The sequence below is a fragment of the Nocardia sp. NPDC005998 genome, from assembly GCF_040614395.1.
GTDB lineage: Bacteria > Actinomycetota > Actinomycetes > Mycobacteriales > Mycobacteriaceae > Nocardia.
Genome location: NZ_JBEXUI010000023.1, coordinates 14,919 through 33,527, shown reverse-complemented (window position 1 = coordinate 33,527; position 18,609 = coordinate 14,919). Strand labels below are relative to the sequence as shown.

General features: G+C 69.9%; 6 protein-coding genes. All 6 read left to right on the top strand.

Annotation, left to right across the window (positions count from 1 at the left end):
* Nucleotides 1-2 precede the first annotated feature (2 nt).
* Genes ABZ293_RS26700 through ABZ293_RS26675 form a run of 6 tightly spaced genes read left to right on the top strand, consistent with a single transcriptional unit; the run spans nucleotide 3 to nucleotide 18,602 of the window.
* Complete coding sequence (locus ABZ293_RS26700) at nucleotides 3-1,010, top strand: 3-oxoacyl-ACP synthase (protein ID WP_355184966.1); 1,008 nt, start codon at nucleotides 3-5, stop codon at nucleotides 1,008-1,010.
* Nucleotides 1,007-3,868: an HAD-IIIC family phosphatase gene (locus ABZ293_RS26695; protein ID WP_355184964.1), complete on the top strand. Its 2,862-nt coding sequence runs from the start codon at nucleotides 1,007-1,009 to the stop codon at nucleotides 3,866-3,868. The genes ABZ293_RS26700 and ABZ293_RS26695 overlap by 4 nt, the downstream gene beginning before the upstream one ends.
* The gene (locus ABZ293_RS26690; protein WP_355184962.1) at nucleotides 3,865-8,325 is read left to right on the top strand and encodes a condensation domain-containing protein; all 4,461 of its coding nucleotides are present in this window, start codon (nucleotides 3,865-3,867) and stop codon (nucleotides 8,323-8,325) included. The genes ABZ293_RS26695 and ABZ293_RS26690 overlap by 4 nt, the downstream gene beginning before the upstream one ends.
* Complete coding sequence (locus ABZ293_RS26685) at nucleotides 8,322-9,176, top strand: 3-hydroxyacyl-CoA dehydrogenase family protein (RefSeq protein WP_355184960.1); 855 nt, start codon at nucleotides 8,322-8,324, stop codon at nucleotides 9,174-9,176. The genes ABZ293_RS26690 and ABZ293_RS26685 overlap by 4 nt, the downstream gene beginning before the upstream one ends.
* Nucleotides 9,163-14,148 carry an amino acid adenylation domain-containing protein gene (locus ABZ293_RS26680; RefSeq protein ID WP_355184958.1) on the top strand — a complete coding sequence of 1,662 codons (4,986 nt, stop codon included), beginning with the start codon at nucleotides 9,163-9,165 and terminating at the stop codon, nucleotides 14,146-14,148. Before ABZ293_RS26685 ends, ABZ293_RS26680 begins: the two co-directional genes overlap by 14 nt.
* On the top strand, nucleotides 14,145-18,602 hold the full coding sequence (locus ABZ293_RS26675; RefSeq protein WP_355184956.1) for an amino acid adenylation domain-containing protein: 4,458 nt from the start codon (nucleotides 14,145-14,147) through the stop codon (nucleotides 18,600-18,602). Before ABZ293_RS26680 ends, ABZ293_RS26675 begins: the two co-directional genes overlap by 4 nt.
* The last annotated feature ends 7 nt before the right edge of the window (nucleotides 18,603-18,609 follow it).

The window sequence follows — 18,609 nt, the reverse complement described above, 5'->3', positions numbered from 1 at the left end:
CGATGCCTTCGATCTGCGTCGGTCCGGTGTCGACCGCGTTTCCCGAATCCTCTATCGCCGTAGCCGATCTCGCTGAGCTGTCGGAACTGTCGCCCGCTCGTCGTGCGCACGCACTTTCCCTCGGCATCGACGGCGTCCGCTGTGCCGAGGACGACGCCGAACACGACCTTGCGACTGAGGCGGCGCGCGACGCTCTCGATCGCGCGGGGTTGGCGGCGGAGGAGCTCGACGCCATGCTGGTCGTCGGCGGGCGCGCACCGCGTTACCTGCTCGCCTCCGAGGCCACCCGTCTTCAGCAGCGGCTCGGCGCGGATCGCGCGTTTGTCGCCGGGGTCGGTGAGCTCGGGTGCGTGTCGATCTCGGCCGCGTTCACGCTGGCGGCGGCACTGCTCCGCGGCGACGAACGGTGCCGCACAGTGCTCGTCGTGGCCGCGGCGACCGCGCCGACGCGATTCCGCTACCGCGCGCCGATGACGATCCTGGGTGACGGAGCCGCCGCCGTGTTGCTCAGCACCGGGCGCGGCGGCCCGTACCAGCTGGTCGATCACCAGGTGTGCAGCGACGGCCGCTACGCGGACCTGTTCCGGATCGATTACCGCGACGTGCTGTGGCGGCAGTGGCGTGAGACCTGCGCCGACGAGGCCGCCTACAGCTTCCGGCTCGCGGTCGAGAGTCGCAAACGTCTCACGGCGCTGAACACCGAGGTGTTGTCCCGCAACGGATTACGCCTCGACGACATGGGTTCGGTCCTGATGCAGAATCTTTCGGCCGGTGCGTTCGCTTTCTGGGAGGAGGCGCTCGGCATCGGCGTCGATCCGGCCTGTCAGCACAATCTCGCCGCGTTCGGGCACCTCGGATCGGTGGACATGCTCGTCAACCTCGACCTCGCGGCGCGGACTCGCGCGCCAGGGGATCACGTTCTGCTGCTGAACAGCAGCCCGGTCGCGGCCTGGAGCACCAGCCTGCTGCGACGGCTGCCGGATCGCGATCTCGAAGGGATGCCGTCGTGAACGCGGTCGTGAAATGTCTGGTCTGGGATCTGGACGACACCCTGTGGGACGGTGTCGTGCTGGAGGGCGATGCAGCCGCGCCTCGTCCGGAAGCCCGCAGGGCGCTGCGGCTGCTCGACGAACGCGGGATCGTGCACGCGATCGCCAGCCGCGGTGAGCCTGCTCCGGCGCTGGCGCATCTGTCGGCGCATGGGCTCGAAGAGATGTTCTGTGCGACGCAGATCGGCTGGGACGCCAAATCTGACGCCGTGCGCAGGATCGCGGAGACGCTGAACATCGGGCTGGACGCCATCGCCTTCGTCGACAACGATCCGGTCGAACGCGCCGAGGTATCCGCCGAGCTGCCGCAGGTCCGCTGCTATGCCGCCGAGGATCTGGCGGGACTGCCCGATCTGGCGGAGTTCAGCCCGGCGGTGATCACCCCGGATGCGCGCGAACGCAGGAAACGCTATCGCGCCGAAGCACTTCGACGCACCAGCGAGCAGTCCTTCGCCGGGTCGACCACCGAATTCCTGCTCGGACTCGGCCTGGTGCTGACCGTGCGACGGGCGCGCGAGGCGGATCTCAAACGCGCGCACGAACTCACGGTGCGCACCCATCAGCTCAACACCACCGGCCGCACCTTCGACATCGAGCAATTGCGCGCGCTGAGCGCCTCCGCCACGCACGAGGTGCTGATCGCGACCCTGCGGGACCGGTTCGGTGAGTACGGTGCGATAGGGCTCACGGTCACCGAGTTCCGTGGCTCGGATTCGGTGCTGTTGCTGATGCTCATGTCCTGCCGGGTGATGTCGCGCGGGGTCGGCGGCGCGCTGCTGTCACATCTGATCGACCGCGCGAGCGCACGCGGTCAGCGCTGCGTCGCGGAGTTCGTGTCGACCGAGGTGAACCGGGTCATGCTCGTCACGCTGCGCTTCGCCGGATTCGCCGTGCTGGAACCGGGTTCCGAGCGCGTGCTGCTCGGCCACGACGGACGGACCGCGGTGCCGAACACCGCCCATGTGCTCGTGCGGTCGGCGGATGCGCCGACGCCGACGGGTGATCTGATCACCGGTCTGCTGTGCCGAGTCGAGCAGTTCCCGGACCGGATCGCGCTGATCTCCGGCGACGACACCCTCACCTATCGCGAACTCGACACCCGCACAGCGGATCTCGCCGGACGACTGGTCCGTGGCGGGGTGCGTCCCGGCGAGGTGGTGCTGTGTCTTTTGCGGCAGGACGCGTGGACGGTCGTGGCGATGCTGGCCGCGCTGCGCGCCGGAGCAGCCTGGTGCCTGGTCGAGCCCGGTCGGTCGGGGGCGCAGCTGAGTGCCTTGATCGACGACATACCTTGCACCGCGGTCGTTTTCGACGAGCACGCAACTCGGACGTCGATCGACGAAGTGGAAACCCTGCTCGCGCCCGCGGCGAATCGACCCGCTCTGGTCGCACTGGGCACGACCTCACCGAGCGGCCCGTTGCCCGCACCACCACCAGCGTCAGCGCCCGCTTACGTGATCACCACCTCCGGATCGACCGGCGCCCCCAAAGCCGTCGTGGTCAGCCGCGGCAATCTCGCCGCAATGATCTCCGGACGCGACTATCCGTGCACCGATGGAGAATTGGTCACGTTGTCGACCTGTCCGCTCACCGCGGACGCCGCACTGCTGTTCGGTCCCTGGGCGCTCACCCGGGGCGGCACGGTGGTGGTGCCGACCCATCGGGAACTCCCCGACGCGGCGGCGGTCGGCGCGCTCGCGGCCCGGTACCGGGTCAGTCATCTCGTCGCCACACCGTCCTACTACCGGCTGCTGCTGCCCCGGCTTGCCGAGGCGCCCACCCCGCCGACGGTGGTCGCCCTCGCCGGAGAGGCGCTGTCCGCGTCACTGGCCGCGCGGCATCGCGACCTGCTCCCGGACACCGTGCTGATGAACGAGTACGGACCCACCGAGGCGACCGTGACCTGCGTGTGGCACGTCGTCACCGAGACCGCGGCGGTGCCGATCGGCAAACCGCTGCCGGGCAATACGGCGCAGGTGCTCGGACCGAAGCTGACGGCCGTAATCGACGGCGGCACAGGCGAACTGTATCTCGGCGGTGATCAGATCACCCTCGGCTACGCCGCCCGTCCCGGGCTCACCGCCACCCGTTTCGTCGCCGACCCGTTCGCCGTCGAACCCGGCGCGCGGATGTATCGCACCGGCGATCTCGCGCGGCTCACCGTCGCGGGCGACATCGACTTCCTCGGCCGTGCCGACGGGCAGGTGCAGATCCGCGGCGCGCGCGTAGAACGCCAAGCGGTGGAGGCGGTGCTGGAGACCCATCCCAGGGTCGCACACGCGGTGACGGTGATCCGCAGAGGTCGCGACGAGATCGATGAACTCGTCGCGTTCATCGTGCCCGCCGACGCCACCGCACCTCCCGGACGTCGTGAACTGGTTCGGCACTGTGCCGAACGGGTGTCGCCGATGGAGGTGCCGAGCCGGTTCGTGCCGATCGACACGATTCCCATCGCCACGGCGGGCAAACTCGACGAAGCCGTCCTGCTGGCTCGGGCCGACGACCCGCCCCTGTCGGGTCCGTCGCGCCACGACTGGACGCCCGAGCAGCGCGAGATCGCCGAAATATGGTCCGCCGCACTCGAACACGACGATTTCGACGTCGACGAGTCGTTCTTCGAGGTCGGCGGCAACTCGCACCGGGTAGTCGTGCTGCATCTGCTGATGGAGCAGTGGCGGCCGGGTGCGGTTCGCGTCGGTCAGCTGTTCGACCTCCGCACGGTCCGCGACCAGGCCGACGCGATCGCTGCGGGCGCAGGCACCGCCGCGGAGTCCATCGAATCTTCCCTACCCGTCTCCACTCGAGCCTTCGAGCTGTGACCTCTCAGGAGCACACCTTGCCGGACCCCGGCACCCCTGACCGCGCCTTCGCGCGGAACACCGACATCGCCATCGTCGGCATCGGCGCGCGTTTCCCGGAGGCCGCCGACCTCGCGGAATTTCGGGCCAACCTGGCCGCCGGGCGCGATTCGGTGGGACCGATGCCGCCCGGACGGGTCGCGGCCACCGGCTTGGACGACACTGTCACCTACCTGCCCATGGGGCACCTCGCCGAGATCGACGGCTTCGACTACCGCTTCTTCGACCTCTCCCGCCGGGAAGCGTGCGTCATGGATCCGCAGCAGCGGCTCGCCCTCATGCTGGCCCAGCGCGCGATCGAGGACGCCGGGTACACCACCGACCGGCTGGCCCGCTCGGTCACCGCCGTCGCGCTCAGCGCCGCGCAGTCGAGCTATCACTCCGCCGCGGTGGATCCGGGGCCGTTGAGCCTGCTCGGCAATGCCACCTTCGCGGGCCCGGCGCGAATCGCGCATCGGTTCGGGTTCACCGGCGCCTGCTTCGGTATCGACAGCGGATGCAACAGCGCACTCGTCGCGGTGCACCAGGCATGCCGCGAATTGCGCAGCGGCGACGCCGATTACGCGCTGGCCGGAGGTGTGACCGTGCGGGTGCACGGCTCCCCGTCCTGGGGTGGGTCGACCTTCTCCGAGATCATGTCACCCAGCGGTGTCTGCCGCGCCTTCGACGCCGACGCCGACGGCACGGTGAACGGGGAAGGCGGTGCGATTCTGCTGCTCACCACGGTGGGCCGGGCGCTGGCCGACGGCGCTGCGATCCACGCGGTGATCCGCGGCAGTGCGACCCAGCACAACGGAGCGGCCGCCGCCACCATCAGTACACCGAGTGCTACCGCCCAGAGTGCCGTGATCAGGAAAGCGTGGGAAACGGCCGGACTGGACCCGCGCGCGGCGGGCTACCTCGAAACCCACGGGTCGGGCACCCGGCTCGGTGACGCGGTGGAACTGGAATCGATCACCACCGTCTTCGGCGACGGTCCCGGGCTGCCGATCGGCTCGGTGAAGACGAACATCGGTCATCTCGACCACGCCTCGGGCATCGCGGGTTTGGTGAAGGCGGTGCTGAGCGTGTCGGAGGCGCAGCTGTATCCGTCACTGCACTTCACCCGTGCGACGGGCGGATTCGATCTGGCGGCCGCCGGAATCGAAGTGCTCACCGAGAGCCGACCGTGGACCGGTGATGCGGTGCGCGCCGCCGGAGTCAGCTCGTTCAGCCTGGGTGGCAGTATCGCGCACTGCGTGGTGTCGCAGGCCCCGCCCGTCCCTGCCGCGCCGCCGTCGCACCGCGCCCGGTTGATCGGCGTTTCCGCGCGCACGCCCGAGGCGCTGAGCGAGCTGTGTGTGAGGCTCGCCGAGGCGGTGCGCACCGGCTCCGCATCGCTGGACGAGGTGGCCGCGACGCTGGCGCTCGGTCGCGACCACTACACCCATCGTGCCGCGGTGATCGCTTCCGACACAGAGGAACTCGCCGAGACGCTGGACAAGGCCGCAGTGGGCGTCCATCGTGCACCGACCGCGCCGCGCGTTGTGCTGCTGTTGTCTCCCGACGCTGTCCCGGTCGCTGCCGAGGCGTCGTCGTGCGCGCAGCACATCGAATTGCCCGACCAGTTGCCCGCCACGGGTACGACAGCGACGGTGCTGGCCGGGCAGATTGCCGTGTACGAGCGGCTCACCGCCTGCGGCATCCCGCTCGCGGCGCTGCTGAGCGCGGGATCGTCCCGATTCGCCGCCCGGTACCTGCTCGGCTCCCGCGACCGGGTCGACTCGGCCGAGCTCGCCGACGCACCCCCCACGATCGACCGCGACCGACTGCTCAGCGCGGTGCGCACCCTCATGGCCGACGGTCCGGTGGTATTCGTGGAACCGAGCCGGGACGGCAGGCTGGGCGCGCTCGTCGCCGAGGCCATTCCCGAGGCCGAGATCATCTCCGCCACGACGGATACCGCTGATCTGGACGAGCTGTTGGGTCGGCTGTACGAATACGGCGTCGACCTCGACTGGACGGCCATCGCACCCGTCGATGCTCGACGGGTCCGCCTGCCAGGGCATCCGATGCGCGAATCGCGCTGCTGGGTCGACCTGCCGCGCACCACCGCGCCCGCGCCCGCGCGGGCCGCCGCGCCCACCGCACCGCCGGACTATTCCGATCCGGTGGATTGGCTGCGCCGAACCTTGGCCGAGCTGCTGTACACCGACGACGAGATCGCCGAGGACGCCGACTATTTCGCCCTCGGCGGCAATTCGCTGATCGCGGTCCAGCTGGTGGACCGGATCGAGGAGACCTACGGTTTCCGGCCGAAACTGCTGGACGTGTACGAGCGCCCGCGGGTGGCCGATTTCGCGGAACTTCTCGCGAGCGGGCGCGTCGGCAGTGCCGAGCGCGCGCCTGTTCCGGCGCTGGTCGCCCACGACGAACCGGTCATGTCCTCGGGGCAGGAACGTATGTGGTTCCACCACCAGTTCGATCCGCACACGACGCTGTACAACTACCCGGTCGTGCAGCTGTTGCGCGGACCGATCGACCTGGACGCGCTGCACGGCACCTTCGACGATCTCGTCCAGCGCCACGAGACCCTGCGGTACAACTTCGCCGAAGTGGACGGCGTCGCGGTGCTGCGCATCCGCGAACGGCTGGACGACTACTTCCGCCGCGTCGACGTCTCGGCCGAACCCGATCCGCTCGCCGCGGCCCGCGGCCTCGTGCACGCCGCCGCCAAGGAACCGTTCGACCTGGCCGAGGACGCCCTGCTGCGGGTATTGGTCATCACCGTGGGACCGGACACCCATGTCCTGCAATTGACCTGCCATCACGCCGTCACCGACGGCGCGACGCCGGTGATCCTCGGTCGCGAACTGCCGGAGCTGTACGCCGCACGGCGCGAAGGCCGACCGCACCGCCTGCCCGCGCTGCCCATTCGCTACCGCGACTACGCGGCCTGGCATCGCGCGCTGCTGGCGAGTTCGTCGCTCGACCACGAACTCGACTACTGGCGCGACACTCTCGCCGACGCCCCACCGCTACGGCTGCCCACCGATTTCCCGCGACCCGCCCGCAAAACCTACGTCGGCGACCTGCACCCGTTCACCATCCCGGCCGCGCTGCTCACCGATCTGCGGACGCTGGCGGGCCGCGAGTCGGTCTCGTTGTTCGTCGTCCTGCTCAGCGCGTTCTATCTGACCCTCGCGCGGTACAGCGGACAGCGCGACATCGTCGTCGGCACGCCGACCACCGGACGCGGCAGACGCGAATTCCAGGATCTGATCGGCTATTTCAACAGCACGGTCGCCCTGCGCGCCGACTTCACCGACGATACGGCGTTGCCCGATCTGCTGACCCGGGTGCGCTCGGTCGTCTTCGGTGCGCTCGAACACCAGGAGATCCCGTTCGACCGCGTGGTCAACGCCCTGGTGCAACAGCGCGACCTGTCGCGGACCCCGCTGTTCGATGTGCTCTACATCCACCAGGTCACGCCACGGATGGAGCGGATCGACGAAGCGGGCGCGGAGCTGTTCGACCTCGATCACGCGGCGGGCAACGAATTCGGCGGATTGCCCACCGGCACCGCGAAATTCGACCTCACGCTGGTGACCTTCGAATACACCGACGACGTCCCGCGCGATATCGGCGCGTGCCTCGAATTCAGCACCGAGCTGTTCACCGCGCAGACCGTGGCCGCGATCGGCGAAGCCTTCCTGGAGATCCTGACAGCGATGGTGGCGGACACCGGCGCGTCACCGATCGAGGCGCTGATCGCCGGAGCACAGTGCGGCGCGGATGCGACGGAGTCGATCCCCACCGACCGTCCGCGGACCGCGAGCACGAGCTACCACCACGAAACGATCACGCGCGCAATCGATCTGGAAAGGCTCGGTGCTGAGCGGTTCGACCTTGGGGACCCGGACCGGTTCGGCACCGCTACGCCAGAGACCGTGCGCGACACTGCTCTCGACGCCGCCCGTCTCGTCGACGCCGCACTGTTCGATGCCTACGGGGTGCTGCTCGGCTGGTACAGCGGTGGCGATCGGCTACGTGTCGGCCTGCCCGACTCTCCCGAGGGCGCGCATCGGGAGGGCATCGTGACGATTCGCCCGGGCACGACATGGCGAAGACTGCGTGACAACCCGCCGGAACCGGCAAGGGGCGCAAGCGCAGCGCCCCTGCGGTACCTGGGTCATACGCCGGGCGCGACGCCATCGGCGCTGGACACCGCGACCGAACTCGCCCTGTCGTGGACGCGACACCCCGCGGCGCTGCACCTGCACTACGCGACCGAACTGTTCGACCGGTCCTCGGCCGAGGCCATCGCGGACGAACTCGTCGCGCTGGCGGCGGCCGCGCTCGACAGACCGGACGAGCCGGTGCACGACACCGTCACGGGCATCGAATCATTCGCCGAGGAAAAGGAGATCCACCCGTGACCGCACAGCACCGGGTCGGCGTGGTCGGCGCGGGCACCATGGGCGCGGGCATCGCCCAGTGCGCGGCCGAAGCAGGCATGCCCGTGACCGTGATCGACCCCGACCCCGCGGCTGCCGAGCGCGCGCGACGAAGCATCCGCGCGACGCTGCGTTCGAGCGTGCTGCTCGGCCGGGTTCCGCGCGCCGGTGAGCTCACCGAGATCACCGACCGCATCCGGTGGTCGGATCGCGTCGAGGATCTGCGCGATGCCACCATCGTCATCGAATCCGTCACCGAGCGAGTCGAACTCAAGTACGCCGTGTTCGCCGAACTCGACCGGACGTGCCCGCAGTCGGCCTTGTTCGCCTCGGGCACCTCCGCCATCCCCATCGCGGATATGGCCGCGCACACCGGAAGGCCGGAGCGCGTGCTCGGGCTGCATTTCATGAATCCGGCGCCGCTGACCGAAGCGGTGGAGGTGATCACCACCGCGGACACCGCGCCCGACACCCTCACCACCGCACTCGATTTCCTCGCCGCACTCGGCAAGCGCGGGATCGTGGTGGGTGACGGTCCCGGATTCGTCATCAATCGGGTGCTCATGCTCGCCATCGCCGAGGCGGCCGCGATCACCGAATCCGGTACCGACGCAGCCACGGTGGACGCCTTGTTCGAGGGCTGTCTGGGGCATCGGATGGGGCCGTTGCGCACCGCGGATCTAATCGGCCTCGACAATGTGGCCGACACGCTCGCCGTCCTGCGGGACGCCACCGGCGACGGCCGCTACCGCGTGCCGGACTCGCTGGCGGGTCTGGTCAGGGACGGCCATCTGGGTCGCAAGTCGGGACGGGGATTTCATGTTTACCCGTGAGGTGAGCGCGTCCGAGTTCGCGCCGGAGCAGACGCCGGGACTCGGTCCGCTGGCGCGGCGCAGCGGGGGCGGGACAGCGGCGGTCGTGCTGGCCGGGCTGGCGGTATACACGCATCGCCGCACAGGCGCAGCCGAGGTAGCCGTCGGATACCGATCCGGGACGCAGGCCATCGAGATCCGCGTGACGGTCGGGGCGCGGGACAACTTCCGCACCGTCACGGTACAAGTCGGGTCGCTGCTGCGGCAGCGTGAACCCGCTGCGGCAGAGGGGGAGTGCCCGACCGCCGTCCACCAGGAGGACGGCTGGCAGATCGGTGTTCCCGAGGTCGAATTGCCGGTGTTCACAAGGTTTTTCACCCGTCTGGTCGCGGAGCCTGCCGAACCGGTGGGCGGCTTCGACCTCACCACCGGCGAGGAACGAGCGCGCATCCTGCACCGTGGCGGCCCGCGACGCGAACGCGACCCGCACGCCACCACGCTGACCGGTTTCGAGTTCTTCGCGCGCCGGTCACCCGAGGCGATCGCGCTGGTGCACGGTGCGGAGCTGGTCACCTACGGTGAGCTGGACACCCGCGCGAATCGCCTGGCGCGCAGCCTGATCCGCCGCGGCGTTGCCCCCGACACCGTGGTGGGTGTGGCGATGGCGCGTTCAGTGGAGGCCATCGTCGCGGTGTACGCCGTGCTGAAGGCGGGCGGCGCCTATCTGCCGCTGGAACCCGGTCACCCGGCCGAACGGCTGGAGCGCATCCTGACGGTGGCTCGGCCGCTGCTGGTGCTGAGCACGCGGGCCGACGGATTCGCCAGCGCGACAGCACCCGTCGCCTACCTCGACGAAGCGGGTGACGAGAAAGACGACGGCACCCCGGTGCGCGATGCCGAGCGACGCGCTCCACTGCGGCCCGGCCATCTCGCCTATCTGATGTTCACCTCCGGCTCGACCGGCGTGCCCAAAGGCGTCGCCGTGCCGCACGCGGCGGTGGTGGCGCACCTGGGGTGGATGACCGAGCACCTCGGCCTCGACGAGACCGACACCGTCTTGCAGAAGACGCCGGTCACCTTCGACGTCTCCCTCTGGGAGCTGTTCTGGCCCATGAGCATCGGGGCGAAGCTGGCCATCGCACCACCGTCCGCACACACCGACCCGGCCGAACTGACCAGGGTGATCGCCGCGCACGCGGTGACCACCCTGCAATTCGTGCCGTCGACCCTGAGCAGCCACCTCAATGTCGTGTCCGGCTTCCCGGCCTGCGTTCGTCGCGTGCTGACCATCGGCGAAACCCTCACGCCCGCACTGGCACACCGGTTCGGCGCGGCAACCCCCGCGCTTCTGCACAATCTCTACGGGCCGACCGAGGCCACCGGCGCCGTCACGGGATATCCGGTGAGCGTGCGGGATTCGGCGGCGATCCCGATCGGCTCGGTCGCGTCCGACACCCGGGCGTATGTGCTCGACTCCCGGCTACGTCCGGTGCCCGACGGCATGCCGGGAGAACTGTATCTCGCGGGTGCGCAACTGGCTCGGTGCTATCAGGGCGATCCGGCGCGCACGGCCGATCGCTTCGTCGCCGACCCCTTCGCGCCCGGCGCGAGGCTGTACCGCACCGGCGACATCGTGCGCTGGAATGCGGCGACCGAACTGCTGGAATACCAGGGCAGAGCCGATTTTCAGGTCAAACGCCACGGCGTGCGCATCGAACTCGGCGAGGTGGAGGCCGCGCTCTCGGCGTGCGTCACGGTCGCCCAGGCGGTGGCGATGCTGCGTTCCGACGGCAGGCTTCTCGGCTACGTCGTTCCGGTAGCCGGAGCCGTCTGCGTCCCTGACACACTACGCACTGATCTATCTTCTACCCTGCCTGCGGCCATGATCCCCGACGACATCGTTGTGCTCGACGCATTCCCCGCCACGGCGGCGGGCAAGGTGGACCGGGCGGCGTTGCCCGAACCGGCGCCGCGGCACACGCCGCACCGTCCGCCGTCGACACCGGTGGAGCAGACCGTGGCCGAAGTGTTCGCGCAGGTGCTCGGCCGGGAGCGGGTCAGCGTCGACGAATCGTTCTTCGCCATGGGCGGCGACAGCGTCATGTCCATTCTCCTTGTCTCCCGCGCGAAGTCGCGGGGCGTGTACTTCACCCCCGCGCAGGTCTTCGAACAGCGCACGGTCGCCGGACTGGCCTCGATCGCCGCCACCGGAGCGTCCGAGCGGCGTGTACTCGCCGAACTTCCGGGTGCCGGTGTTGGGGAGATGCCGCCGAATCCGGCCGTGCTCTCGCTGATCGAGCGCGCCGAATCCGGCGGTGTGCCGTTCGACCGGTACGCCCAGCACATGGTGCTGGACTTGCCCGCGGGCATCACCGCGATAACGCTGCGGCGCGTGCTCGGGGCAGTGGTCGAACAGCACGACATGTTGCGTGCACGGCTGTACCGCGACGCGGGCGGCGAGTGGCGGCTGTTCGCCGACGCCCCCGAATCGTTCGACCCGGCTTCGGTGCTGAGCCGCGTCGACATCTCGGCCGCCGACGACGCCGAAGTGGCGGCGACCCTCGCGCGCGAGACGGAAGCCGCGATCGGCCGCCTGGATGCGGCGAACGGTGCTGTGTTGCACTGTGTCTGGCTCGATCGCGGTGCGGGAGAACGCGGTGGACTCCTCGTTGTGGTGATCCACCACATCGCGGTGGACGGCGTTTCCTGGCGCATCCTGATCCCGGACTTCGTCGCGGCGTGGGCGCAGGTCGAGTCGGGCCGGTCGCCGCGCCTGCCCGCCGGTGGCACCTCCGTGCGACGGTGGGCGCACGCGCTGCGCGAAAAGGTCGACAACGCCGCGCATCTCGCCGAAGCCGACCGGTGGCGAGCGCTGCTGCGCGGGCCGGATCCGCTGTTCACCGATCGTCCGCTCGACCCGCGCATCGATGTGTCGTCCACGCTGCGGCGCATCGTCCTCGAGTTCGACGAGGCGACGACCTCCGCCGTCGTGACGGCATTGCCGCCGCGCTACGGCACGGACACCAACACCATCCTGCTGACCGCGGTGACCGTCGCGATGGTCGCGTGGCGTGGCGATCACGGCTCGGTGGTCCCCCTCCGGATGGAATCCCACGGCAGGCACACCGATCTCGTGCCAGGCGCCGATCTCTCCCGCACGGTCGGCTGGTTCACCGCCGCCTACCCGTGCCGCTTCGATCTGGACGGAATCGACACCGCGGACGCGATCGAGGGCGGACCAGCCCTCGCGGATGCGGTGAAAACCGTGAAGGAACAAGTGCTTTCGGTGCCCGGTGGCGGAGTCGGCTACGGACTGCTTCGCTACTTCGGCGCGGGCGCCGACCTGCCCGCCGAGACCACGCAACTGTCCTTCACCTATTTGGGCGCGATCTCCGCGGCGAACGGCCCGTGGCTGCCCGCCACGCTCACGAACACGCCGAATCCGGTCGACTCCGGACTGCCCGCCGACGCGTCCCTCGCGATCGACACCGCGGTGATCGGCGATCGGCTCACCGCAGGCTTCTCCTTCCCCGGCAGCCTGATCGGGCCCGACCGCGTCCGCGCCTTCGCCGACCTGTTCGGGACGGTCCTGGGCGCTCTCGCACGGCACGCGACCGATCCCGCAGCGGGCGGGTGGACACCCTCGGATTTCGCGCCCGCCGGTCTGCGCCAGTCCGAGATCGACCGGTGGGAGCGCCGCTACGGCCGGTTGTCCGATATCCGAGCCCTCACACCGATTCAGGAGAAGTTCGCCGCACTCGCACCCTCGGCGCCCGGCGCCCCGGAGATCCACACCCTCCAGGTGGTGCTGACCTGCATAGGAATCCCCGATATCGCACGGCTGCACGCCGCCGCCCAGCATGTCGTCGACCGGCACTCGTCGCTGCGGGCCGCTTTCGTCCGCGACGGTGGTGGTCAGTGGCGTCAGCTCGTCATCGCGACGGCGCCGATAGAGGTCAGGGAAGTCGACCTACGCGAGCGCGGCACAGACCTGGACGACCTCCTGGCCGAGGAACAGGTGCGCCCGTTCGACCTGGAGACCCCGCCGCTCATCCGGTTCCTGCTGATCCGGACGGGGGAGCGCCGATGGGTACTGTCGGTGACCAACCATCGGCTCCTGCTCGACGGCTGGTCCGCGCCGATCCTGATGCGAAACCTGTTGAGCGCCTTTGCGTTCGGTGCGGTCACGCCCGGCGAGCCGGACGACGGATTCGCCACGTTCCTGCGCTGGCGGGCCGCGCAAGACCGCGAACCCGCCGCCGCGGCGTGGCGGAATGCCCTGCACGATCTCGCCGCGCCGACCCTCGTCGCCGCGCCGGGCGCCGCACCGCGCGATCCGGCACGGTCCCACGCCGAACACATCGTGACGCTGACGGTCGCGCGGACCGCCGCGCTGTCCCGCTTCGCCGCCGCCTGCGGCGTCACGCTGAACACCGTCTTGCAGTACGCGTGGGCGTCGGTGCTGGGGGATCTCACCGGAAACGATGATGTCGTGTTCGGCACGGTGGTCTCCGGGCGGCCCGCGAGCATCCCGGGCGTCGACGCCATGGTCGGCTCGTTCATCAATACCGTCCCGGTGCGGGTGCGCCGCCGCCGCGACGAGCCTATCGGCGCGCGATTGCGCACGGTGCAAGCCGAACAGGCGACGCTGCTCGACCATCACCATCTCGGCCTTGCCGAGATCGAAGACGCGGCAGGCGTTCCTGTGCGCGGCTGGTTCGACACACTGCTGGTCTTCGAGTCGTATCCGGTCGATATCGCGCCGACCCCCATCACGGTGGGCGACCTGGTGCTGACCGACCTGCGGTCGCGGGAGATCACCCTGTTCCCGCTCACCGCGACGGTGTGGCCGCGCGAACAGCTGACGGTGGCACTGAACTGGCACCGCGATCTGCTCGCCGACGATCTGTCGCGCCGGGCGATCACCCGGCTGGAAGCCGAACTCGAACGGCTCGCGACCCTGCCCGCCGACGGCGCGAACGGAGTGAAATGACGCAGATGCCGGAGCACCGGACCGACTACCCGCTGACCGTCGCGCAGCAGGAGATCTGGGCCTACACCACCCTGTACGGATCCGATCATCGCTACCTCATCGACGGTTACGTCCACCTGCGCGGCCGCATCGATCCCGGCCTGTTCGAACGCGCGCTGCGCGGTGTCGTCGCCGCCGCAGAGACCTTGCGCGTCCGGCTCGACACCGGCGGTCCGGAACCACGGCAGGTGGTCGAGGAGTGTGCCGAATGGTCCTTGCACCGCGGTGATTTCGGTGACGAATCCGATCCCGTCGCGGCGGCGCTCGCGTACCTGCGTGCCGCGCCGCCCGCCTTCGACCTCGACGTCGCACCGCTCTTCGATCACCATCTGCTCGATCTCGGTGCGGCGGGCCATCTCTGGGGCATCCGCGCCCACCACCTCGTCTTCGACGGCGGCGCGTCGCTGGCTTTCATCCGCGCGGTGGCCCGCGCCTACTCCGCGTTGCTCGCCGGCGAACCCACGCCGGACGTCGCCGATACCGTCGCCGGCTACGTCGAGCAGGATCAGCGGTATCGCGCCTCCCGCCGGTTCGCCGACGACCGCGCGTTCTGGTCCGGACGGTTGGCCGGGCTTCCCGACGCTCCGATGTTCGCCCACCCGCCCGTCGCCACCGGTGCGCACGGACCTCTCCGGCACTCCGGCCGTCCCGGCGACGACGAATGGCGAGAATTCCTCGGCGCCGCAGAACGATTCGGCGTCGAATGGCCCGCTCTGCTGGCCGCGACCACCGCGCTCTTGCTGCACGCCGATTCGGGTGCGCGGACCGTGGTCCTCGGTCTGCCGGTGCCCGCCAAACGATCCTGGCGCGCGCTCGGCATGACCTCGAACGTCGTCGGGCTACGACTCGAGGTCGATCCGGGCGCGTCCATCGCCGCGCTCGCCAGGGCGGCGCAGGCGGAGCTGCGAACGGTGCTGCGCCACCAGCACTATCGGCGATTCGACCTGCTCGCCGACGGCGCCTCACCGGGCGGCGACCACCGGATCACCGGCCCGATGCTCAACATCCTGCCGATTCCCCCGGACATCCATTTCGGCGACGTGCGCGCCACACTGATCCCGGTATCCACCGGATACACCGAGGCATTCGGCATCGGCGTCTACCTCGGCGACGGTCCGCCGCGCATCGATCTGGACACCACCGCCGACCGGTGCGATGCCGCGGCACTGGCGAGTCTGCACAGCCGCTTTCTGACCGCCATGAACGAGGTCGCCGCGTCCTCGGCGGACACACCCGCCGGGCGGCTCGCGCCCGCGCTTGCCGTCGGCGCGTCGCGCAGCCCGCACGAGGATCCGGCGGGCGCCACCGATCGCGGTATCGCGGAGGTCTTCCATTCGGTCGCGCGCAGGTTCCCCGAACGCAATGCGCTCTGGTACGAGGGGGAGCACATCACCTACTGCGAATTGGCGGTCCGCGCCGAACGATTCGCCTACCATCTCGCTTCTCGACACGGTGTCCGCCTGGGGACACCGGTCGGTGTGCGGCTGCCGCGCACCCCGGAGCTGGTCGTCGCGACGCTGGCGCTGATGCGGCTCGGCGCGATCTGCGTCCCGCTGCACGAACAGGATCCGCCCGACCGTGTCGCCTGGACGCTGGCACACACCGGCGCCGAACTCGTCCTCGACGACAACGCGTTGGTGCACGCCGTCGCGCGGTCCGACGGGCCGGTCCTGGCCACACCGGTCGACACGGTGCCCGCCGACGCGGCGGCCTGGCTGATGTTCACGTCGGGGTCGACCGGCGCGCCGAAAGGCGTGCTCGCCACGCACCGCGCGGTGGTGACCCGCGCCATCGACCGGATCGCCGCGGGCCCGGAATACGCACGGATGCTGATGCATTCGCCGTATGCCTGGGACATGGTCGTCTGGGAACTCTGGATGCCGCTGTTGCAGGGGCATACCGCGGTCGTCGCGACACCGGACCGGCTCGGGGCCGAGGATTTCCGGCACGTCCTGCGGGCGGGGGAGGTCACCGCGATGCTGTTGGCGGCCGGGCTGTTCCAGGTGCTCGTCGACGACATACCGGAAAGCCTCGCGCGACTGCGCACGGTGTCGAGCGCCGGTGACATCCTGGCTCCCGACACCGTGCGGGCGATGCGCGCAGTGGCGCCCGGCATCTCCATCGTCAACATCTACGGGCCGGTCGAGGCGACCGCGTACGCCACCGCCTACTCGATTCCGACCGGACCGTCGCCCGACGAGGCGATTCCGGTGGGCCGAGCTGTAGACCACACCGAAACACTCGTCCTCGACGCGTTGCTACGCCCGGTGCCATCGGGCATGGTCGGCGAAATCTATCTGACCGGCGCGGGCCTGGCGCGGGGATACCACCAGATGCCCGGCCGCACCGCTACGGCGTTCACCGCCAATCCCTTCGGCGCACCGGGATCACGGATGTATCGCACCGGCGACCAGGGCAGCTGGGGCGCCGACGGCACGCTGCGGTTCCTCGGCCGCGGTGACCGGCAGGTCAAGGTCAACGGCATCCGCGTGGAGCCTGGCGAGATCGAACACGCGATCCGCGCCATGCCCGGGGTCACCGCGGCGGTCGTCACCGCGCATCGGATGGCGGCGGGCAAGACCTTGGTCGCCCACGTCGTCGCCGTCGAGCCGATCGACACCGCCACCATGCGGTCCCGGCTCGCACGGGTCTTGCCCGCCTATCTGCTGCCTGCCGTGATCGTGCAGATTCCGGCGCTGCCACTGACCGTCAACGGCAAGATCGACCGCCGAGCGCTGACTATGCCCACCTCGGCGGCCGCGGATCCGCCGCGGACACCGCGCCAGCAGATCCTGGCCGGGCTTTTCGCCGATGCCATCGGGCAGCAGCGGGTCGGCCTGGCAGACGATTTCTTCCGTATCGGCGGGAACTCGCTGGCGGCCATCCGGCTCGCGGCGTCCGCGAGCCGGACCTTCGGCGTCGTCGTGAGCCTGCGCGACCTGCTCGACGCACCTACCGTCGCCGCGCTGGAACGGCGCATCGCCGAGCGCGGCGGTGATCTCGGCGCCGTCGACCGGGAACCGGTGGGCATCGCGTATCGGGCGAGCGACGGCAACGTCTCCCCGTCGGACGACGCGGTCCCGCTCGCGCCGAGCCAGCAGCGACTATGGTCGGTCAACTATCTCAGCGAGGGCGCGGCCGACTATTTGATGCCCGCCGCCGTGGATCTGATCGGGCCACTCGACCATGCGGGCGTGCGGTCGGCGGTCGGCGATGTGGTGCGCAGGCACGAGATACTGCGGACCACTTTGCCTTTCACCGCTGCCGGGCCGGTCCAGCGGATCGCGGCATTCGACCCGGACGCCGTCGACTACCGCGAGATCACCGACGTCGAGGACCTGAACCGGTCGCTGGAACGGGAGATCGCCAGCGGTTTCACGCTGCTCACCGAGGCACCGATCCGGGTGCGGCTGTACCGGGTGACACCCGAGCATCACGTCCTGCTCGTCGTCCTGCATCACTGCGCGGGCGACGCCGAGTCGCTGGCGCTGCTGCTGCGCGAACTCGAATTCGCCTACCTGGCGCGCGCCGAGGGAGGGGCGCCCAGCTGGCCGACGCCTCCGGTCCAGTTCGCCGATTACGTCCGGTGGCTGCGCGACCACGGCGGCGATCCCGCGGACGACCGGTCCGCCCAAGCGCGGTACTGGCGTGGCACGCTGGCCGGACTGGACTACACCCCGCCGCTGGAGGTCGACCATCCGCGGACGTCCGCCGGTGGATATCCGGCGGCGGCGCTGCCTTTCACGCTCGACGCGGATGCCCACGCCGATCTGCTGGACACCGCCCGCCGCTGCGGTGCGACCACCTACGCCGTCCTGCACGCGGCCCTGGTGTACGCGCTCACCGACCTGGGCGCCGGGCCCGATCTGGTCATCGGCACGGCGCTGAGCGGACGCGATCGTCCCGAACTCGACACGATGCTCGGCTGCGCTGCCGACGTCGTGCTGATCCGTGCCGACCGCACCACCGCACCCACCGCAAGGCATCTGATCGGCCAGGTTCGCGATCGAGTCCTGGAGGCCCACGAGAACAAGCGATATCCGTTCGAGCGATCCATCTCCGCGCACACCGGACCCGACCGGCCGCTGCCCCAGATCGTCACCACGTTCTTCCGCGACATCCCGGTGGCGGGCCGCGCCGGGGACATCGAGGTCCGACTGCGCGAATTGCCGCCCCAGCGAGCCGAATTCGAGATGCTGATCCAACTCAGAGAGACCGTCGGGCCGCGCGGCGAACCGGACGGCATCTACGGCGAGATCCGCTACGCCGCACCACTGTGGGATCCCGCGACCATCACCGCGCTCGCACACGGCTTGCACTCCGCGCTCACCGCACTGCGCACCGACCTCGAGCCCGACTCCGGCGGCTCGACGTTCCGACCCGATCGAGCACCTCGTGGATTCGGGACAGGGTGATCGTCCA

Coding starts and splice junctions, on each gene's coding strand:
- ABZ293_RS26700 (WP_355184966.1), top strand. CDS start 3: ATGCCTTCGATCTGCGTCGGTCCGGTGTCGACCGCGTTTCCCGAATCC.
- ABZ293_RS26675 (WP_355184956.1), top strand. CDS start 14,145: ATGACGCAGATGCCGGAGCACCGGACCGACTACCCGCTGACCGTCGCG.
- ABZ293_RS26680 (WP_355184958.1), top strand. CDS start 9,163: ATGTTTACCCGTGAGGTGAGCGCGTCCGAGTTCGCGCCGGAGCAGACG.